General features: G+C 72.5%; 19 protein-coding genes. 5 read left to right on the top strand and 14 right to left on the bottom strand.

What is annotated here, in order from left to right; genetic code table 11:
• Window positions 1-6: 6 nt before the first annotated feature.
• The 12 genes from DFJ69_RS32170 to fabD form a co-directional block, all read right to left on the bottom strand.
• On the bottom strand, window positions 7-768 hold the full coding sequence (locus tag DFJ69_RS32170) for an SDR family NAD(P)-dependent oxidoreductase (protein WP_116026049.1): 762 nt from the start codon (window positions 766-768) through the stop codon (window positions 7-9).
• On the bottom strand, window positions 761-2,197 hold the full coding sequence (locus DFJ69_RS32165; RefSeq protein ID WP_116026048.1) for an FAD-dependent monooxygenase: 1,437 nt from the start codon (window positions 2,195-2,197) through the stop codon (window positions 761-763). Before DFJ69_RS32165 ends, DFJ69_RS32170 begins: the two co-directional genes overlap by 8 nt.
• Complete coding sequence (locus tag DFJ69_RS32160) at window positions 2,197-3,150, bottom strand: aromatase/cyclase (RefSeq protein ID WP_116026047.1); 954 nt, start codon at window positions 3,148-3,150, stop codon at window positions 2,197-2,199. The genes DFJ69_RS32165 and DFJ69_RS32160 overlap by 1 nt, the downstream gene beginning before the upstream one ends.
• A 33-nt stretch (window positions 3,151-3,183) precedes the next feature.
• Window positions 3,184-3,969, bottom strand: a complete 786-nt coding sequence (locus DFJ69_RS32155) for a 3-oxoacyl-ACP reductase (RefSeq protein WP_116026046.1) — start codon at window positions 3,967-3,969, stop codon at window positions 3,184-3,186.
• A gap of 108 nt (window positions 3,970-4,077) precedes the next feature.
• Window positions 4,078-4,341, bottom strand: coding sequence for an acyl carrier protein (locus DFJ69_RS32150; protein WP_116026045.1), 264 nt, complete (start codon window positions 4,339-4,341; stop codon window positions 4,078-4,080).
• On the bottom strand, window positions 4,338-5,582 hold the full coding sequence (locus tag DFJ69_RS32145) for a ketosynthase chain-length factor (protein ID WP_116026044.1): 1,245 nt from the start codon (window positions 5,580-5,582) through the stop codon (window positions 4,338-4,340). The genes DFJ69_RS32150 and DFJ69_RS32145 overlap by 4 nt, the downstream gene beginning before the upstream one ends.
• Window positions 5,579-6,847: a beta-ketoacyl-[acyl-carrier-protein] synthase family protein gene (locus DFJ69_RS32140; protein WP_116026043.1), complete on the bottom strand. Its 1,269-nt coding sequence runs from the start codon at window positions 6,845-6,847 to the stop codon at window positions 5,579-5,581. The genes DFJ69_RS32145 and DFJ69_RS32140 overlap by 4 nt, the downstream gene beginning before the upstream one ends.
• 25 nt (window positions 6,848-6,872) lie before the next feature.
• Entirely contained in the window at window positions 6,873-7,202 is a 330-nt protein-coding gene (locus DFJ69_RS32135; protein WP_116026042.1) for a TcmI family type II polyketide cyclase, read from the bottom strand.
• Between the two features lie 17 nt (window positions 7,203-7,219).
• The gene (locus DFJ69_RS32130) at window positions 7,220-8,713 is read right to left on the bottom strand and encodes an FAD-dependent monooxygenase (protein ID WP_116026041.1); all 1,494 of its coding nucleotides are present in this window, start codon (window positions 8,711-8,713) and stop codon (window positions 7,220-7,222) included.
• Complete coding sequence (locus DFJ69_RS32125; RefSeq protein WP_116026040.1) at window positions 8,698-8,916, bottom strand: acyl-CoA carboxylase epsilon subunit; 219 nt, start codon at window positions 8,914-8,916, stop codon at window positions 8,698-8,700. The genes DFJ69_RS32130 and DFJ69_RS32125 overlap by 16 nt, the downstream gene beginning before the upstream one ends.
• Window positions 8,913-10,490: an acyl-CoA carboxylase subunit beta gene (locus DFJ69_RS32120; RefSeq protein WP_116027050.1), complete on the bottom strand. Its 1,578-nt coding sequence runs from the start codon at window positions 10,488-10,490 to the stop codon at window positions 8,913-8,915. Before DFJ69_RS32120 ends, DFJ69_RS32125 begins: the two co-directional genes overlap by 4 nt.
• A 136-nt stretch (window positions 10,491-10,626) precedes the next feature.
• Entirely contained in the window at window positions 10,627-11,586 is a 960-nt protein-coding gene (fabD, locus tag DFJ69_RS32115) for an ACP S-malonyltransferase (RefSeq protein WP_116026039.1), read from the bottom strand.
• A gap of 1,133 nt (window positions 11,587-12,719) precedes the next feature.
• Between fabD and DFJ69_RS32105 the strand changes: the two genes are divergently transcribed.
• Both DFJ69_RS32105 and DFJ69_RS32100 read left to right on the top strand, forming a co-directional pair.
• Window positions 12,720-13,217, top strand: a complete 498-nt coding sequence (locus tag DFJ69_RS32105) for a hypothetical protein (RefSeq protein WP_116026037.1) — start codon at window positions 12,720-12,722, stop codon at window positions 13,215-13,217.
• Window positions 13,214-13,417 carry a MerR family transcriptional regulator gene (locus DFJ69_RS32100; protein WP_116026036.1) on the top strand — a complete coding sequence of 68 codons (204 nt, stop codon included), beginning with the start codon at window positions 13,214-13,216 and terminating at the stop codon, window positions 13,415-13,417. Before DFJ69_RS32105 ends, DFJ69_RS32100 begins: the two co-directional genes overlap by 4 nt.
• A gap of 244 nt (window positions 13,418-13,661) precedes the next feature.
• Here the strand turns inward: DFJ69_RS32100 and DFJ69_RS32095 are convergent, their stop codons facing one another.
• Window positions 13,662-14,885 carry an ABC transporter ATP-binding protein gene (locus DFJ69_RS32095; protein WP_116026035.1) on the bottom strand — a complete coding sequence of 408 codons (1,224 nt, stop codon included), beginning with the start codon at window positions 14,883-14,885 and terminating at the stop codon, window positions 13,662-13,664.
• Between the two features lie 223 nt (window positions 14,886-15,108).
• On the opposite strand from DFJ69_RS32095, the gene DFJ69_RS32090 reads away from it, so the two are divergent.
• On the top strand, window positions 15,109-16,194 hold the full coding sequence (locus tag DFJ69_RS32090; RefSeq protein ID WP_245974657.1) for a LacI family DNA-binding transcriptional regulator: 1,086 nt from the start codon (window positions 15,109-15,111) through the stop codon (window positions 16,192-16,194).
• Between the two features lie 9 nt (window positions 16,195-16,203).
• A complete protein-coding gene (locus DFJ69_RS32085; RefSeq protein WP_116026033.1) occupies window positions 16,204-16,644 on the top strand; it encodes an Lrp/AsnC family transcriptional regulator in 441 nt (146 codons plus the stop codon).
• A 3-nt stretch (window positions 16,645-16,647) separates the two neighbouring features.
• On the opposite strand, the gene DFJ69_RS32080 is transcribed toward DFJ69_RS32085, so the two are convergent.
• Window positions 16,648-17,562, bottom strand: coding sequence for a TIGR03619 family F420-dependent LLM class oxidoreductase (locus DFJ69_RS32080; RefSeq protein ID WP_116026032.1), 915 nt, complete (start codon window positions 17,560-17,562; stop codon window positions 16,648-16,650).
• A 126-nt stretch (window positions 17,563-17,688) separates the two neighbouring features.
• Between DFJ69_RS32080 and trhA the strand changes: the two genes are divergently transcribed.
• Entirely contained in the window at window positions 17,689-18,357 is a 669-nt protein-coding gene (trhA, locus tag DFJ69_RS32075) for a PAQR family membrane homeostasis protein TrhA (protein WP_116026031.1), read from the top strand.

Below are 18,357 nucleotides of genomic sequence, written 5' to 3'. Positions count from 1 at the left end.
ACTGTCTCAGCCGAGCAGGGTCCCGCCGGTGGCGTCGATCCAGGCGCCGGTGATCCACCGCGCGTCGGAGGAGGCCAGGAAGGCCACCACCCCGGCGATGTCGTCCGGCTCCCCGAGCCGCCCGAACGCCGACAGCCCGCTCAGCGCCGCGCGCAGCCCGGGATCGGCCAGCGCGGGGTCGCCGGTGTCGACGACCCCGGGGGCGACCGTGTTGACGGTGATGCCGCGCGGCCCCAGATGACGGGCGAAGTGCAGCGTCACCATCTCCAGCGCGGCCTTGCTCATCGTCTGCATCACCTCGCGCGGGTTGGCGAAGCGGGTCAGGCCGGTGGAGATGTTGACGATGCGCCCGCCGTCGGGGATCAACGGCAGGGCCCGCCGCACGGTGAACAGCGGCGCCCGGGCGTTGACCGCCATCAGCCGGTCGAACCGCTCGGGGGTGATGTCCTCCGGCGGCCCCGGGACGTCCGGGATCGCCGCGTTGTTGACCAGGATGTCCAGGCGCGGCTCGGACAGCCCGCCGAGCAGACCGTCGAAGAGCCGGTCCACGTCGCCGGGCGGCCCGAACTCGGCGGCCACCGCGAACGCGTCGCCGCCCCGCGCGAGGATGCCCTCGACGGTCTCCTTGGCGTCCAGGTCGTCGCCCGGACCGGCGCCGTGGTGCACGGCGACGCGGGCGCCGTCGGCCGCCAGCCGCTCGGCGATCGCCCGTCCGATGCCCCGGCTGGCGCCGGTGACCAGCGCGGTCCTTCCGGTGAGGTCACCCATCGCCGAACCACCTCCGCAGCGCGGCCCGCGGGCCGTCGTCGGCGCCCGAGACCCAGGCGACGTGCCCGTCGGGGCGCACCAGCACCGCCCCGATCCCGGCCAGCGGACCGGAGGCCGGCGGCTCGGCCCGCACGACGTCCACCCGGTCGGACCAGGGGGACGCGTCGTCGGCGCCGGCGCCCAGGTCGAGCAGCAGGCCCCGGCCGGAACGCAGCAGCGCCGTCGTGGTGGTGGTCGTGCCGTCGGCGGTCCTCAGCTCCGTCGGCGGCAGCCGCAGACCGGCCAGTGCGTGGTCGGCGGGCTCGGCCGGGTACCGGACGTCCAGGCCGGTGATCATGCCGGCCAGGCGGTCCCGCGCCCGCGGGAGGTCGATCAGCTCGGCGAGCACCTTCCGCGTCGCGTCGACCTCCGCGCCGCCGAGCAGCAGCAGGGTCTGCGCCTCGATGTTGTCCAGGACGCGACGGCCGACCGCGTGCCGCTCGTCGTGGTAGGTGTCCAGCAGCTCCGGCGGGGCCTGGGCGCGCACGACCGCGGCCAGCTTCCAGCCCAGGTTGACCGCGTCGTGCAGGCCCAGGTTGAGCGCCTGCCCGCCGACCGGCATCTGCCGGTGGGCGGCGTCGCCCGCCAGCAGGACCCGGCCCCGCCGGTACTCCTCGGCCTGCCGCCGGGTGTTGTCGAACGCGTTAACCCACAGCGGCGTGCCGCCGCCGATGTCCTCACCGGTGACCCGTTCCCACGCCTTGACGACGTCGGCGAACGTGGGATCGCCGACCCGGTCGGGGACGGTCCGGCCGGACTCGTGCACCATCACACGGGTGACGCCGTCCGCGCGGCGGGCCGCGATGGCCAGCCCGGCGGGCAGCCGCTCGAACCGGCGGTCGGGCACCTCGATGCCCGCGACGTCGGCGCGCAGCAGCTCCCGGGTGGCGTCCGCGCCGGGGAACCCGAACCCGGCCAGGCCCCGCACCGCGCCGTCCTGGCCGTCGCAGCCGACCAGGTACGCGGCGTGCAGCGCGCCCCTTCCGGCGACCTCCACCTGGACGCCGTCGGGGGTGTCGGTGAGGGCGGTCACCTCGTGGTCGCGCCGGATGTCGGCCCCGAGCCCGGCCGCCCACCGCCCGAGGAGCTCCTCCGTCCGGGTCTGCGGCACCTTCCACTGGCCGGGGTACGGCGTGTCGAGGCCGGTCAGGTCGAGCGGGACGCCGCCGAAGTGGCCCATCCCGTCGTTGGGCGGGGTGCCCAGCTCCGCCAGCAGTCCCCGCTGGTCGAGGATCTCCATGGTGCGGGCGTGCAGGGTCGAGGCGCGGGACTCGTCGGCGGGCTCGGCGAGGCGCTCCAGCACCACCACCTCGGCGCCCCCGAGCCGCAGCTCGCCGGCGAGCATCAGCCCGACCGGGCCCGCGCCCACCACGATGACGTCGGCGTCCATCACGCCGGTCCCTCGGCGTACGCCTTGGCGTGGCCGAGCGTGGCCAGGCTGTTGGTGCTCAGCGCGTTGCGGACGAAGTCGCGGGCCCGCGCCAGGTCCGCGTCCTCGCCGAGGATCTTGGTGATGTTGTCGGTGTTGATGACCACCGTGTGCTGCGAGGTGGCGGTCAGGCCCGTCGCGGTCTCCGTCAGCAGCCAGTAGCCGGTGTGCAGGGACATCAGGGCGGGCAGCCCGATCTGCTTGTAGACGATCTTGTGGTGCGGGAAGCAGACCCGGATGGACTTGGTGGTGTGGGTGGAGCCGTCCTTGGTGCGGGTGTCCATCTCCAGGATCTGCAGCCCGGGCGTCTCCTCGGTGAGCGTCACCTTCGGGACGTGCGGCAGCCGCTCCTGCCAGCGGTCGGCCTCGTTGAGGAAGTCGTAGACGTCCTTGGCCGAGCCGTTGATCTCGACGGAGTCCTCGAACGCCACCAGCCGGCTCTCACCCGGGCCGATCGCCAGCTCCACGTTGGCCTTCAGCGCGGCCAGCTCGGAGCGGCTGTTGCGGTCGACGGCCTCGTCGATCCAGGCCAGGCCCTCGGGGTCGTCGTCGACGGCCCGGTAGTCGTGCAGCAGCCGGACCCGGCACGCGTCGTCCCCGGCCGGCTCCACGATCCACGTCCCGCCCATCGCGGCCACCGGCGGGCTGGACACCTCCTGCCGGAAGTCGATGCGCAGCCCGTCGGGGTCCAGGGTGCGCCGTGACGTCCAGTTCTTGACCAGACCGTTGGCGGTGGCCCAGATCCGGATCCGCTCCTCGTCGCCGGAGCGCTCGACCTGGTCGACGTGCACCGTCGGCGGGAAGATCCGGGGCCAGTTCTCCACCTGCGCGATCAGGCGGTAGACCTGCCGGGCCGGGGCCTGCACGTCGATCTCGTGCTCCACCTCGCGCAGGCCGGGGGCTGTCTGCGACATGGGTTCCCTCCTTCAGGGGTTGGGCGGGGGTGATCAGAAGTTGCCGAGTCCGCCGCAGACGTTGAGGGCCTGCGCGGTGATGGAGGCGGCCGTGTCGGAGACCAGGTAGCCGACCAGCCCCGCGACCTCCTCCGGCGTGGAGTACCGGCCGAGCGGGATCTTGGACTGGAACTTCGTGAGGATCGCGTCCTCGCTGGTGTCGTACGCCGCCGCGTACCCCTGCCGGACGCGCTGGGCCATCGGCGTCTCGACGTAGCCGGGGCACACGGCGTTGACGGTGATGCCGGTCGGGGCGAGCTCGTTGCCGAGCGCCTTGGTGAAGCCGACGACACCGTGCTTGGAGGCCGAGTACGGGGCGCCGAGCACGACGCCCTGCTTCCCGGCGGTGGAGGCGATGTTGACGATCCGCCCGCGCTCCTTGTCGCGCATGCCGCCGGTGGTGAGCACCTCCCGGGTCATCAGGAAGACGCTGTTGAGGTTGGTGTCGATGACGTCGAGCCACAGCTCGTCGGGGATCTCGGCGGTGACGCCGCCGCCGCTGCGGCCGGCGTTGTTGACCAGCACGTCGACGGGGCCGTAGCGCTCGACGGCGGCCGTCACGAAGGCCTTGACCTCCGCGGGGGAGCGGACGTCGCAGGTGGTCCCGTCGACCTCCAGTCCCTCGTCGCGCAGTTCCTTGACGGTCATCTCGACGTTCTCCGCGTTGCGCGCGCACAGGAACACGGCGTATCCCTGGCCGGCCAGGATCCGGGTGACGGCGAGGCCGATCCCGCTGGTGGCTCCGGTCACGAGCGCGACCGGGCTGTCCTGTCGTGGCACTGCTGCTCCTTGGGGTGAGGTGGATGCGTACGAGAAGGGCCGCCGCGCCGTGGGGGGAGGGGGCGCGGCGGCCGTGGTCGTGCGGATGGTGCGGGTCGTGCGGGGTCGTCAGGCGGCGGTGACCAGCCGTTCGTTGACGACCTTCAGCAGGGCGCCGGGCGTCTCGGCGTCGGTGATGGTGTCGTCGTCGAGTTCCAGGCCGTACTCGCGCTCGATGCGGCTGCCGGTCTCCAGCAGCGCCAGCGAGTCGTACCCGAGATCCTCGAAGGTGACGTCGGCGATGTCGCCGTCGAGGTCGACGTCCTCATCGGCGCCCGCGGCCTCCCGCAGGATGCGCCGCAGATCGTTGAGCGTGAACTGTGCACCGGTCATCGTTCCTGACTCCCCTCGGCTCGGTTGTTCCGCGGCCGGCGGACGACCATGGCGGAGTTGAACCCGCCCTCGCCCCTGGCGATCACCAGGGCCGACTCGATCGCTGCCGGGCGCGGCGCGTCCACGACCAGATCCAGCCCGTACGCCGGGTCCGGTGTGACGTTGGTGGTCGGCGGGATGACACCGTCCCTGATCGACAGCAGCGCGGCGACCAGGTCCAGCGAGGCGGCGCCGGAGTAGAGGCGGCCGGTCATCGTCTTCGGCGCGGTGACCGGGACGCCGCGCGGCCCGAACACGGCGCCGATCGCGTCGGCCTCCTGCCGGTCCAGCTCGGGCACCGCGGCGGCGTCGGCGAACACCACGCCGATGTCGCCGGGCTCGCAGCCCGCGTCCGCGAGCGCGACCCGGATCGCCCGCTCCAGCGCGGGCGGCCTCCCGCTGCCGGGCCTCGGGTCGAACGTCGCCCCGTACCCGGCGATCTCGCCGTGCACGTGGGCCCCGCGCTCCCGCGCCACGTCGGCGTCCTCGAGGACGAGCAGCGCGCCGCCCTCGCCGGGCACGTGACCGGCGGCGTCGGGGGCGAACGGCCGGTACGCCCGGTCCGGCCGGTCGTCGGTGCTGAGCCGGCCGCCCGCGAGCTGCGCGACCCAGCCCCACGGGCAGATCGACCCGTCCACCCCGCCGGTGACGATCAGCCGGCTGCCCTTGCGGATCAGCCGCCGCGCCTGGGCGACGGCGTCCAGCCCGCCCGCCTGGTCGGAGACCACGACGCCGCTGGGCCCGCGCATCCCGTTGCGGATCGAGATCTGGCCGGTGTTGACGGCGTAGAACCACGCGAACGACTGATAGGCGCTGACGTACTGGCCGCCCTTGGCCCACAGGTTCTGCAGCTCGCCCTGCCCGAACTCGAAACCGCCGGACGAGCTGGCGGTGACGACGCCCATGTCGAACTCCGACCACTCCTGCGGCCGGACGTCGGCGTCGGCCAGCGCCCAGTCGGCGGCGACGAGGGCGAGCCGGGTCATGTGGTCGGTCTGCGGGATCAGCCGGTTCGGCAGGTACTCCTTGGCGACGAACCCGGGCACCTCGCCGGCCAGCCGCGACGGGTAACCGGACGCGTCGAACCGGGTGATCTCGCCGATGCCGCCGACACCCTCGCGGGTGGCCGTCCAGTAGTCGTCGGTGCCGAGCCCGTTGGGCGCGGTCACGCCGATGCCGGTGACGACGGTACGGACGCTCACTCTTGTCCTCCGTTCAAGCCCCGCAGCACCATCGCGCTCTGGAACCCACCGAATCCGCTGCCGACCGTCAGCACGGTGTCGGTGCGCCACTCGCGGGCGACCAGCGGCACGTAGTCCAGGTCGCACTCCGGGTCGGGGGTGTGCAGGTTCGCCGTCGGCGGGACCAGGTCGTGCTCGATGGCCAGCGCCGACGCGGCGATCTCGATCGAGCCGATCGCGCCGAGCGAGTGCCCGACCATCGACTTGATGGAGCTCACCGGCACCTCGTAGGCGCGCCCGCCCAGGCTCCTCTTGAACGCCGCGGTCTCGTGCCGGTCGTTCTGCTTGGTGCCCGAGCCGTGCGCGTTGATGTAGTCGATGTCGCCCGGGTCGGTCCTCGCCTCGGCCAGGGCGACGCGGATCGCCTCGGCCATCTCCCGCCCGTCGGGCCGCAGCCCGGTCATGTGGTACGCGTTGCACCGGGAGGCGAACCCGCCGATCTCCGCGTAGATGTGCGCCCCGCGCCGCCGGGCGCTCTCGTACTCCTCCAGCACGAACATGGCCGAGCCCTCGCCGAGCACGAACCCGTTGCGGGAGTCGTCGAACGGCCGGGAGGCGTGCTCGGGGTCGTCGTTGCGGGCCGTGGTCGCCTTGATCGCGTCGAAGCAGGCGACCGTGATGGGGGAGATCGGGGCGTCGGTCGCACCCGCGATCATCACGTCGACGGTGCCCTCGCGGATCAGCTCGAAGGCGTGCCCGACGGAGTCCAGCCCCGACGTGCAGCCCGTCGAGACCACCGCGGCCGGGCCCTCGGCGCCGACCGACCAGGCGACCTCCGCCGCGAACGAGCTCGGCACGAAATAGTCGTACAGGTGCGGGACGGCGTACTCGTGGTCGACGAGGTCCAGTCGCCCGCCGTCGCTGACGATGCGGTACTCCTGATCCAGGCCCATGGTGGCGCCGACGGCGCTGCCGACGGTCACCCCGGTGCGCTCGGGCACCAGATCGCCCTGCTCCAGACCGCTGTCGGCCATCGCCTCCGCGGCGGTGACCACCGCGAACTGCGCCGCCCGGTCCATCCGGCGGACCTCCTGCGGACCCAGCCCGTGCGCCTCCGGGTCGAAGTCGATCTCGGCGGCGACCCGCGACCGGAACGGCGCGGCGTCGAAGAAGGTGATGGTCCGGGTCGCGGTCTGACCCTCGCTCAGCAGGTTCCAGAAGTTCTTGGTGCCGACGCCGCCCGGCGCCAGCACGCCGATACCGGTGATCACTACTCGACGTGTCATGAGGTCATCGCTCCCAGGGTCGCGGTCAACCGGTCGGGGACCAGTGATAGAAACGGGTGGCCATCGCGTCGGCGGGCGAACGCCAGGTCGCCGGGTCGTAGGCCTCGATGTACGGCTTGAGGTCCGCGCTGACCTTCACGAACAGGGGATGGGTGCGCGCCTCCTCGATGTGCGCGCCGCCGTTGTCGGAGTCGAAGTCCTGCAGGTGGAAGTACAGGCCCTGGTAGTGGAAGAGCTCGCGGCGGCGGGTGCCCATCAGGCCGGGCATCTCGGTGCCGTCGAACTCGGCGAAGATCTTGGCGACGTCGCCCGCGGCCCCGGGGGCCATCCGCGCCACGATCAGTGTGCTGTGCATACGAGATCTCCTTCTGGTCATTTCCTGACGGGGTCGGGTCGGTGCGGCGCGCCGAACCAGCGGCCGAGGGCCTCGGCGGGCCCGTCCGCCCCGGGCGCGGCCCAGGCGGTGTGGCCGTCCGGCCGGATCAGCAGCGCGGTGGTGGTGTCGTAGGGGCCGGGATCGGTCCCGTGGGGGCTCGCGGTGACGATGTCGACGCGGTCCGACCAGCCGGCGGCCGCGTCCCGCACGGCCGCGTCGTCGGCGAGGTCGAGCAGGACGCCGCGTCCCGCGTGCAGCAGCTCGACGACGGACGTCTTGCCGACGTCGCCGGCCCTGCCGACCAGCTCCGCGTTGGGGACGCGCCGGCCGAGCAGCGGATGGTCGCCCTCGCCCACGTCGTAGCGGACGGCGAGGTGGCTGACCATGCCGGCCAGATGGCGGCCGACCTCCGGCAGCCCCATCAGCTCCGCGAACACCCCGCGCAGCGGCTCCACCTCGCTGCCGCTGAGGTAGAGGTAGCCCTGCGTCTGCGTGTTCATCAGCAGCCGCTCGCCGACGGGGTGGCGCTCGGTGTGGTAGCTGTCGAGCAGACCCGCCGGGGCCCGGCCGTTCACCGTCGCGGCGAGCTTCCAGCCGAGGTTGACGGCGTCCTGCACGCCGGTGCTCAGGCCCTGGCCGCCGGCGGGCAGGTGGATGTGCGCCGCGTCGCCCGCGAGCAGGACCGAGCCGCGCCGGTACTCGGTGACCTGCCGGGTCGCGTCCCCGAACGAGCTGACCCAGGTGGCGGTCCCGCCGCTGATGTCCTGCCCGGTCAACCGCTCCCAGGCGGCGGCGACCTCCTCGAACGTCGGCGGCTCGGTGCGTCGGCGGGGCGGGGTGCCGCGCTCGCAGACGATGATCCGGTCGACACCGTCCTTGAGCGGCGCCGACATCACCATGCCGCCGGGCACCTTCTCGCCGATCTGGCGGGCCTCGAGGTCGCAGCCCACCACGTCGGCCAGGAACATCTCGATGGTGGCGTCGGTGCCGGGGAACTCGAACCCGGCGAGCGGCCGTATCGTGCTCCGGCCGCCGTCGCAGCCGACCAGGAAGCGGGCCCGCAGCGTGCGCGGCCCGTCGGGGGTGTCGGCGGTCACCTCGACGTGGTCGCCCGCGTCGGTCAGCCCGGTCACGTCCCAGCCGCGGCGCAGGTCGGCGCCCAGCTCGGTGGCCCACCCGGTGAGCATCGCCTCCACACGACCCTGGGCGATGCTCCGGGCCCCGAAGTGCCCGCCCGGCAGCACGCTGTAGTCCAGCGGAACGCCGCCGAAGTGGCCCATCGGGCTCGTCTCGACCTCGCCGAACCGTTCCAGCAGCCCGCGCTGGTCGAACAGCTCCACGGTGCGGGCGGTGAAGCCCAGCCCCCGGGACTCGCCGGTCGGCTCCGCGAGCCGGTCCAGCACGATCACCTCGGCGCCGCCGAGCCGCAGCTCGGCGGCGAGCATCAGTCCCGTCGGCCCCGCGCCGACGACGATCACCGCTGCGTCCATGACGTCCCCTCCTCGGGTCTGGTCGCTTGCCAGCTCTGGGGCGGCACGAACCCCGGGTACGGCCCGGCCGCCCGCCGTGCCGGACCGGTCGGGCGGGCCGGACCGGTCGGCGTCCGCGCGGCCAGCGCCACCACCAGGGCGGCGATCTCCGCCGGGCCCGGCCGGCCCCTGACGATCCGCAGCACCGGCTCCGGGCCGTTCACTGCGGCTGGTTGCCGTGCTTGCGCGCCGGCGCCTCGGCGTGCTTGGTGTGGAGCATCTCCAGCGCCCTGATCAGGACGGACCTGGTCTCGCGGGGGTCGATGACGTCGTCGACCAGCCCCCGCTCCGCGGCGTAGTAGGGATGCATCAGCTCCTCGCGGTACTCCTTGATGCGCTGCTCCCGCACCGCCTGCGGATCGTCGGCCGCCGCGATCTCCCGTCGGAAGATGACGTTGGCCGCGCCCTCCGCGCCCATCACCGCGATCTCGTTGCCCGGCCAGGCCAGCGACAGGTCCGCGCCGATCGAGCGGGAGTCCATGACGATGTACGCGCCGCCGTACGCCTTGCGCATGATGAGCTGGACGCGGGGCACGCCGGCGTTGCAGTACGCGTACAGCAGCTTGGCGCCGTGCCGGATGATGCCCTGGTGCTCCTGGTCGACCCCGGGCAGGAAGCCGGGCACGTCGACCAGCGAGATCAGCGGGATGTTGAACGCGTCGCAGCACTGCACGAACCGGGCGGCCTTCTCGCTGGCCTGGATGTCGAGCACCCCGGCCAGGTGGGCGGGCTGGTTGGCGACGATGCCGACGGGCCGCCCGCCCATCCGGGCGAAGGCGCACACGATGTTGGGCGCCCACGCCTCGTGGACCTCGAAGTACTCGGTGTCGTCGACGATCTCCTCGATGACCGTGCGCACGTCGTACGCGCGGTTGGCCTCGGCGGGGATCACGTCGAGCAGCCGGTCGTTGCGGCGGTCCGGCGGGTCGGCCGTCGGCGTGGTCGGCGGCGCCTCCCGGTTGTTGGCGGGCAGGAACGACAGCAGGTACCGCACGTCCTCCAGGCAGGACGCCTCGTCGTCGTAGGCGAAGTGCGCCACGCCCGAGGCCGAGGCGTGCACGTCGGCCCCGCCGAGCCCGTTGTGCGTGATCTCCTCGCCGGTGACGGCCTGGACGACGTCCGGCCCGGTGACGAACATCTGCGCGGTGTCGCGGACCATGAACACGAAGTCGGTCAGCGCGGGGGAGTAGGCCGCGCCGCCCGCGCACGGGCCGAGCATCACGCTGATCTGCGGGATCACCCCGGAGGCCCGGGTGTTGCGCTGGAAGATCCCGCCGTAGCCGGCCAGCGCGGTGACACCCTCCTGGATGCGCGCCCCGGCGCCGTCGTTCAGGCTGACCAACGGCGCGCCCGCGGCCACCGCCATGTCCATCAGCTTGTGGATCTTCTCCGCGTGCGCCTCGCCGAGCGCCCCGCCGAAGATCCGGAAATCGTGGGCGTACACGAACACCGTGCGGCCGTGCACGGTGCCCCAGCCGGTCACCACGCCGTCGGAGTACGGCCGGCGCCCCTCCAGGCCGAAGCCGGTGGCGCGGTGCCGGCGGAGCGCCTCGACCTCGGTGAAGGAGCCCTCGTCGAGCAGCAGGGCGATCCGTTCGTGCGCGGTCAGCTTGCCCTTGGAATGCTGCCGCAGCGTCGCGGCGGGATCGGGGCCCTGTCGGGCCGCGGCCTTGATCTCGGCCAACTCACCGAGCCGGTCCCGCGGGGTGGGCGGGGCCGGCGGCTCGGCGACGAGCATGAGGTTGGGCCCGGACGGGATGTGCCGGACGTCGGTGGCGGCCTGCTCGTGAGCATGCACGATGACGACTCCTTCTCAAGGTGATCGGAAAAGTGGGCTTCTGTGCGGGGCGGTCCCGGCGTCCGGGCGGGGATCCTCAGACCACGTCCGCCGACGCGCCCAGCGCGTCCGACGCGGCATCGCACCGTGCGACGTCCTGCGTGGTGAAGACCGGCGCCTCGGGGAGGATCCGGCGGCACAGGCCGTCCAGCACCTTGCCGGGGCCGACCTCCACGAATCGGTCCGCGCCCTCGCGCGCCATCCGGGTCACCGTCTCGGTCCAGCGCACCCGGCCGGTGAGCTGGCGGCGCAGCAGCCCGGCGGCCTCGTCGGCGCTGCGCACGGGCTCCGCGGTGACCGAGGAGATCATGACCCCGGTGGGCTCGTGGAACGGGACGTCGCCGAGGGCGCGGGCGAAGTCCTCCTCGATGGTCCTCATCAGACTGCAGTGGAACGGCGCGCCGACCTTGAGGTGCACCACCCGCCGCGCCCCGGCGGCGCGCGACGCCTCGGCCAGCCGCTCGACGGCCCCCGTCTCCCCGGAGACCACGACCTGGTCGGGCCCGTTGTCGTTGGCGACCTCGACGACCCGGCCGGACTCCGCGGCCGTGGCGGCGCACAGCTCCTCGACCCGGTGCGGGTCCAGGCCCATGACGGCGGCCATCGCGCCGGGGACCCGCTCGTTGACCGTCGCCATCAGCCGGCCGCGCAGCGCGACCAGCCGCAGCGCGTCCCGCCAGTCCAGCAGCCCGGCGCTCACCATCGCGGCGAACTCCCCGAGACTGTGCCCGGCGACCAGCCCGGGCCGCAGCCCGCGGCGGTCCAGCGCCTCGAGCGTGACCAGGCTGGTGAGGAACACGGCGGGCTGGGTGACGGAGGTGTCCTGCAGGTCCTCCGCGGGACCCTCCCAGCACAGGCGGGACAGGGGCAGGCCGAGGATCTCCTCGGCGGGGCGGTAGTAGGCGTCGACCAGGTCGGGATGGAGCTCGGCCAGGTCGCGGCCCATGCCCACCCGCTGGGAACCCTGGCCGGGGAACATGAAGCCGATCGTGTGCATCTGCGTCCCTTCGACGAGTGTCCGGCGGCCCGGGCCCGTCGCCGATCGACGGCGGGGCCGGGTTGATCGCGGGGGTCGGTGACGGCGTGCCGTCGGATGCGCGGCGGAGCGCCGATCCGGGCCGGCGTCGCGGGTCCCGGACCGGGGGCGGGGTCGCCGGGCGCTCGGCGGCACGTTCCCGTCCCGAGTCGTTCGACTCCCCGTGGGCTTCGTGAGGGGGGGTGCCGCCGGGGCGAGGCGCGGGCCGTGAGCCGGGCGCGCGGCGCCGTGGGCGGTGCGGGGAATGGTCGCGAGCCGTGAATGGCGATTGGCGGCCAAAAGTGGATGCGGACATACGTGTCCCGTCACCGGCAAGCGTGACAGTGCCGGGCCGCCGGTGTCAACACCGGCTCTCCGTGGAAGGCCTTGATCGATTTGTGTTACGCCTGGTCATAATCGCGATCAGGGGCGGCGACGTCTACTGGACAGACTCGTTGACGGCTATAAGGTGGCCCCATATCTGCTACGGAGCGTGTTGGAATCCGCGCCGTGCGCACTATCCCAGCGGTATTCGCAGGTTGTGGGCTTCCACGGGAAAATGAGAGGCAGATCACAGTGGACTGCTCCAACCCGACCCACATATCGTTCCGCATCAAGATCTCATGTCTTCCGACAGTTCTCTGCGGGGCTCCGTGCATATGTCGAGGAACTGCTGTGGAAAAGAGTTCACCCAGGCGAAACATCGAGTCCACAAAGGTTGCCGGGGCCGACTCCGGTCACCGTGCTGGGCACCAGGCCCGCCGTCCTGTTGAATCGGCGTCCAAGGGGGGCTGACGGGGGTTTCCCGCGGGATAGTGATTCGGTTTCCGGTAAGAGATCGGGGTGGCCGCGCGGCCGCCGATCGGCATGTCCTCCGGGTGGTCCGCCGGAGGTCACTGGACGTGGAAACGATGAAATGCGGGTGAAGCGAGATGATCAGAACGTTGTGTGCGCTCCGCAGGTGTGCGAACGCCTCGGGGCGTCGCCGGCCGCATGTGGCCGCCCCGGGGCTCAGGGTCTGCGCGACCTGCCGGGCGATGTTGCGGGAGAATCTGGGTGTGCTCCCGCGCCTTTATGATGAGTGCGAGTCATCCCTGGCCGGCGGGGGTGCGGCGTTGACCGAGCGGGTCAGCGGGGGACGACGGGGGGATGGTCTGCGGCTCAACGAGGAGGCCGTGGCCGCCAGGTCGGCCGTGTTGAGCGTGCTGGCCTGTTGGTCGGCGATGGTGGCCGACGAACGCCGGGTGACGCGCCCGGCGCGCCGCGAGGCGACGGAGCTGGCCGGATTCCTGGCGGTCCACCTGGACTGGCTGCTCGCCCATCAGGCCGCCGCCGATTTCGCCGAGGAGATTCTCCGGGCCGCGGCCAAGGCCCGCCGGGCCGCGCATTCCGCGGTGCTGCCGGAAATGGATCTCGGCCCGTGCCCGCACACCGGGTGCACCGGGGTCATGTCGGCCATGGGCTATTCCAGGGGTAATGGTCGCGGGCATGACGTCCGCTGTGACGCCGGTCATGTCTGGCTGCCGCACCAATGGCTCAAGCTGTCCCGTCAGATCGAGGGGACGCGGCGTCGGGGCGGTGCCGAGGCGCGGCACAAGGGCGGTGCGCCGTGAGCGTTGATGAGAATGTCCGACTGGTGCCGACGCAACTGGCGGCACTGGCCGCGGGTGTGTCGGAGGCGACCATTCGGAAATGGGCCAGCCGAGGTAAACTCACACGCTATGGGACGACCGGCAGGGCACTTTACGATCTGACCGAGCTGTTGGACCTGCTCGCCGAGGGCGAGTCGGGCGGCCGGCCGGTCGATCCATAGCCCCGGATACCGTGTCGCGGTGGCCTGCGGCCGCTCCGGGAGTCCCCGGAGTCCGCGCGTTCCCGTGGAAAGTGGTCCACCATTGTGACACCTCCTCGGCGGCCCGGTCCCGCCCTGCCGCAACCGCACGGTAACACCAAAGCATTTGGATCGTCAACCATCTTAATGTTTAGTGCCGGCGGCCGGGCGGCACGGCCCGTTCCCAGGGGCGAACCGTCTTTGGAACGGGCCATGCCGCCCCGTGTCAGACGGCGGGGGAGTCGGCGGGGCCGCCGATGGCCAGGCCGGTCTCCGGGTCGAAGAAGTGCAGCCGATCGGTGTCGACGGCCAACTCGATCGGCCGGCCGGGGGCCACCGCGGACCGGGCGTTGACGCGGGCGGTCCACATCGCCTTGTCCTCGTTGAGCGGGATCGCCGCGTCCTCCCCGCCCTCGCCGGCCTCCTGGGCCAGGTCGGCGGTGTCCTTGTGCTCGACCGGCGGGGCGTCCACCGCGAAGATCACGTTGATCTCGCTGCCCAGCTTCTCGGTGACCCCCGCGGTGACGTGGAAGGGCGCCCAGTCGGGCTTGGCGTGCGCGGCGTCCTCGAAGTCGGAGGGGCGCACGCCCAGGACGACCTTCCGACCGAGGTGGCGGTCCAGGCCCGGCCGGCCGGCGAACAGCCCGTCGGGCACCGGCAGCCGGATCCCGGCGAACGCGGCGTACGCCCCGTCCCCGTCGCCGCGCACCAGCTCGGCGGTCACGAAGTTCATCGCGGGCGAGCCGATGAACCCGGCCACGAACAGGTTGACCGGGTGGTCGAACAGTCGCTGCGGGGTGTCGACCTGCTGGAGCCTGCCCTCCCGGAGCACGCACACCCGGTCGCCCAGCGTCATCGCCTCGATCTGGTCGTGGGTGACGTAGACGGTGGTGATCCCGAGCCGCTCGTGGAGCTGGTTGAGGGAGGCGCGCATGGAGACGCGCAGCTTGGCGTCGAGGTTGGACAGCGGCTCGTCCATCAGGAACGCCTGCGGCTCGCGGACGATCGCGCGGCCCATCGCGACCCGCTGCCGCTGGCCGCCGGACAGGTGCGCCGGGCGACGCTGCAGGAACGGCTCCAACCCCAGCATCGCGGCGGCGTTGGCCACCCGCTCCTTGATCTCCGACTTGGGGGTGCCGCGCAGCTTGAGCCCGAACGCCAGGTTCTGCTCGACGGTCATGTGCGGGTAGAGCGCGTAGTTCTGGAAGACCATGGCGATGTCGCGGTCCTTCGGCGCCAGGTCGTTGACCACCCGGTCCCCGATCGAGACGGTGCCGTCGCTGATGTCCTCCAGCCCGGCGATCATCCGCAGCGCGGTCGACTTCCCACAGCCCGACGGGCCCACCAGCACCATGAACTCGCCGTCGCGGATCTCCAGATCGAGCCCGTCGACGGCCTTGACCCCGCCCGAGTAGACCTTGTCGACACCCTGCAGCGTGATCTGCGCCATTGCAACCTCCGTGGATACGTTTCCACACGACTTCATCAGGCGATCATCGTCATGTCAAGACTGGCGTAGACCAATCCGTCCCCCTGTGAGGGTATAAGTCCTGCTGGAGCACCGGCCCGCCTCGCCTCACAGGTCATCGGTGAGACCCGCTCCCGGCTAGGATGGAATCGTTTCCAAAGCAGCGCGGCGTGGGAGGATGATCCGGGCCGGTGGAGCGAAGGGCGTGGACCATGACTGGGAGCCGTCGGTGAGCCGTCGCGCGGCGACGATCAAGGACGTGGCCCGGCGCGCCGAGGTCGGGGTCGCCACCGTCTCCCGGGTCCTGTCGGGCTCCGGCTCGGTGAGCGCGGCGACCCGGGAGCGGGTGCTGCGGGCCGTCGCGGAGCTGGAGTACCGGCCCAGCGCCCTCGGGCGCAGCCTCAAGACCCAGCGCACCGGCAGCATCGGCCTGGTGCTCCCCGAGATCACCGACCCGTTCTGCGCCGAACTGGCCGCCGGGGTGCTGGCCTGCGCCCGCACCCTCGGCGAGCACGTGCTGCTGGACGTCTCCCACGACGACCCCGTCCGCGAGACGGAGATCATCGACCGCTTGGTCGAGCAGCGGGTGGACGGCGTCATCGCCGTGCCCGCCGGGGAGCCCGCCGGCTGGAGGGCGGCGCTGCGGACCGGGGTCCCGGTGGTGTTCGCCGACCGGGCGGTGGCGGGCCTGCCCGAGATCCCCGCGGTGCTGGCCGACGACGCGGCCGGGGTGCGCTCGGCGGTCGACTACCTGGCGGGCCTGGGGCACCGACGCGTCGGGCTGCTCGGCACGACGACCACCGGGCAGGCGTACCGGGGCGACCCCGGGGTCCGGGAGGCGGCGTTCCGCGCGACCCTCGCCGACCGGGGCCTCGTCCCGGACGAGGATCTGGTGGTGCTGGCCCGTCCCGGGCGGGACGGGGCGTTCGCCGCCGTCGCCGGACTGTTCCAGAGCCGGCCCGACCTGACCGCCGTGCTGGCCGCCACCCATCTGCTCGGCGAGACGGCGGTGCTGGTGGCGCGGGAGTTGGACCTGCGGATCCCCGGGGACGTGTCGATCGTGATGATCGACGACGTGCCGTGGGCGGAGCTGTGCGACCCGCCGCTGACGGCGGTCGGCCGTCCCGGGCGGGACATGGGCCATCGGGCGTGCGAGGTGCTGCTGCGCGATCCGGCGCGGCGGGATCGGGGCCGTCCGGTGGTGCTCCCGACCGAGCTGCTGATTCGCGGCAGTTGCGGCCCGCCGGCGGGAATGCCCGGTGCGGCCCCGCGATCGCCCAGGACACGCTAAATTTCCTCCGTGGAGGAGATCGATCGCCAGATCATGGGCCTGCTGGCCGGGGACGGCCGCATGAGCTTCACCGATCTGGCCAAGGAGACCGGGCTGAGCGTGTCGGCCGTGCATCAACGGGTGCGGCGGCTGCAGAAGCGCGGGGTGATCAAGGGCTTCACGGCCCGGCTCGACGCCGAGCAGATCGGTCTGCCGATGACGGCGTTCGTGTCGATCAAACCGATCGATCCGGCCGCGCCCGACGACGCGCCCGACCGGCTGGCCCATCTGCCGCAGATCGAGGCGTGCCACTCGGTGGCGGGTGAGGAGAGCTACATCCTCAAGGTCCGCGTGGCGACCCCCAACGAGCTGGAGGACCTGCTCCAGCAGATCAGGGCCGCCGCCAACGTCTCCACGCGCACCACCGTCGTGCTCAGCACCCCCTACGAGGACCGTCCGCCCCCGCTCTGACTCTCACCGTCCGTCCGCCGGTCGCAGTGCCTCCAGGGCCTCCTCGGCGCGTTCCATGGAGGCGTCCGGGGAGACGTTCGGGCCGGTGATCTCCGGGTCGAAGTTGAGGTCGACGAAGAGCTCGGTGACGCCGTCGGCGGCCAGTCGGGCGCAGTCGTCGAGGATCTCGGCGAAGGACCCCGTCAGCGGCCTGCGGTCGGGCCGCCCCGGGGGCCGTACGCGGACCGCGCCCCGACACACGATCCGCAGCGCGTCGGGGTCGCGCCCGGCCCGCTCGGCGGCCTCGCGGACGACGGCGATCTGCTCGTCCATCGTGGTCAGGTCCGCGCCGCTGGCGCTGATCCACCCGGCGGCCAGCCGCCCGGCGCGGCGCAGCGCCGGCGGCGTCTTGCCGCCCAGCAGGAGGGGCGGCTCGGGCGACTGCAGCGGTTTGGGCTCCATCACCACCGGGGGGATGGAGTGGAACTCGCCCTCGTAGGAGCTGACGTCCGTGGTCCACAGCGCCCGCAGCGCGGCGATGAACTCCTCCGCCCGCGCCCCGCGCCGGTCGGAGGGGGCGCCGGTGGCGGCGAACTCGGCGGGCATCCAACCCAGCCCGAGCCCCAGGTCCAGCCGTCCGCCGGAGACGTGGTCGAGGGTCGCGGCCTGCTTGGCCAGCAGCGGGGGAGAGAAGAACGGCATGTTGACGACGGCCACGCCGAGCCGGACGCGGTCGGTGAGCCCGGCCAGGTAGGCCAGCGTGACCAGCGGATCGGGAACGTTCCGATACGTCAGGTCGGCGGAGTCGGCGGGGTTCAGCAGCCGTTGCAGCGTCCAGATCGAGTGGTAGCCGAGCTCCTCGGCGCGGCGGGCGATCCGCGCCTGGTTGTCGGGGGTGGCCCAGCGACCCGTCACCGGCACCGCGAAACCGACCTTCATCGCGCCTCCTCGTCATCGTCGACAGCCGAGACCTTACAACGTCAAGGCCGTCGCCGGGGTTGCGGAGATCACTCCGGAGAACGCCCCGAACGCCCGATACGCTGACGGGGAGGTCGGGAGGTGCTCATGCGGAACCCCGGAGAACTGGCCGAGGCGGTCAAGCCCCGGCTGCGCGGCTGGTTGCATCTGGGAGCGTTCCCGGTCGCGCTGGTCGCCGGGATGGTGCTGGTGGCGCTGGGCCCGACGGTGGAGGCCCGGCTGTGCGCGGCGGTGTACGCGCTGACCTCGGCGCTGCTGTTCGGGGTGTCGGCGGCCTACCACCGCGGGCGGTGGTCCCGGCCGGTGGCCGAGCTGCTGCGGCGCTGCGACCACGCCAACATCTATCTGATCATCGCCGGGACGTACACGCCGTTCGCGTACTTGATCCTGGAGGGCGTCGCGCGGGCGGTGGTGCTGACGGTCGTGTGGGGCGGCGCGGTGGCCGGTGTGCTGTTCCGGGTGCTGTGGGTGGGGGCGCCCCGCTGGCTCTACACCGCCCTGTACATCGGGCTGGGCTGGGTGGCGGCGCTGTTCGTGCCGCAGTTCGTGGACGGCACGGGCCTCGTGGTGGCGGCGCTGGTGATCCTGGGCGGCGTCCTCTACAGCGCGGGCGGCCTCGTGTACGGGCTCCGCAGGCCCGACCCGTCGCCGCGCTGGTTCGGGTTCCACGAGGTGTTCCACACGTTGACGGTCGCCGCGTACGTGCTGCAGTACATCGCGGTGTCGGTGGTGGTCTACCGCGCGGGCGCCATGTGA

The sequence above is a fragment of the Thermomonospora umbrina genome (genome assembly GCF_003386555.1).
GTDB lineage: Bacteria > Actinomycetota > Actinomycetes > Streptosporangiales > Streptosporangiaceae > Thermomonospora > Thermomonospora umbrina.
This window is presented reverse-complemented; position numbering and strand designations above follow the sequence as displayed.

What these genes read in the sequence shown, in the direction of transcription:
- DFJ69_RS32140 (WP_116026043.1), bottom strand. Translation starts at nt 6,847, where the DNA reads ATGACACGTCGAGTAGTGATCACCGGTATCGGCGTGCTGGCGCCGGGC.
- DFJ69_RS32150 (WP_116026045.1), bottom strand. Translation starts at nt 4,341, where the DNA reads ATGACCGGTGCACAGTTCACGCTCAACGATCTGCGGCGCATCCTGCGG.
- DFJ69_RS32170 (WP_116026049.1), bottom strand. Translation starts at nt 768, where the DNA reads ATGGGTGACCTCACCGGAAGGACCGCGCTGGTCACCGGCGCCAGCCGG.
- DFJ69_RS32095 (WP_116026035.1), bottom strand. Translation starts at nt 14,885, where the DNA reads ATGGCGCAGATCACGCTGCAGGGTGTCGACAAGGTCTACTCGGGCGGG.
- DFJ69_RS32165 (WP_116026048.1), bottom strand. Translation starts at nt 2,197, where the DNA reads ATGGACGCCGACGTCATCGTGGTGGGCGCGGGCCCGGTCGGGCTGATG.
- DFJ69_RS32120 (WP_116027050.1), bottom strand. Translation starts at nt 10,490, where the DNA reads ATGCTCGTCGCCGAGCCGCCGGCCCCGCCCACCCCGCGGGACCGGCTC.
- trhA (WP_116026031.1), top strand. Translation starts at nt 17,689, where the DNA reads ATGCGGAACCCCGGAGAACTGGCCGAGGCGGTCAAGCCCCGGCTGCGC.
- DFJ69_RS32160 (WP_116026047.1), bottom strand. Translation starts at nt 3,150, where the DNA reads ATGTCGCAGACAGCCCCCGGCCTGCGCGAGGTGGAGCACGAGATCGAC.
- fabD (WP_116026039.1), bottom strand. Translation starts at nt 11,586, where the DNA reads ATGCACACGATCGGCTTCATGTTCCCCGGCCAGGGTTCCCAGCGGGTG.
- DFJ69_RS32130 (WP_116026041.1), bottom strand. Translation starts at nt 8,713, where the DNA reads ATGGACGCAGCGGTGATCGTCGTCGGCGCGGGGCCGACGGGACTGATG.
- DFJ69_RS32080 (WP_116026032.1), bottom strand. Translation starts at nt 17,562, where the DNA reads ATGAAGGTCGGTTTCGCGGTGCCGGTGACGGGTCGCTGGGCCACCCCC.
- DFJ69_RS32135 (WP_116026042.1), bottom strand. Translation starts at nt 7,202, where the DNA reads ATGCACAGCACACTGATCGTGGCGCGGATGGCCCCCGGGGCCGCGGGC.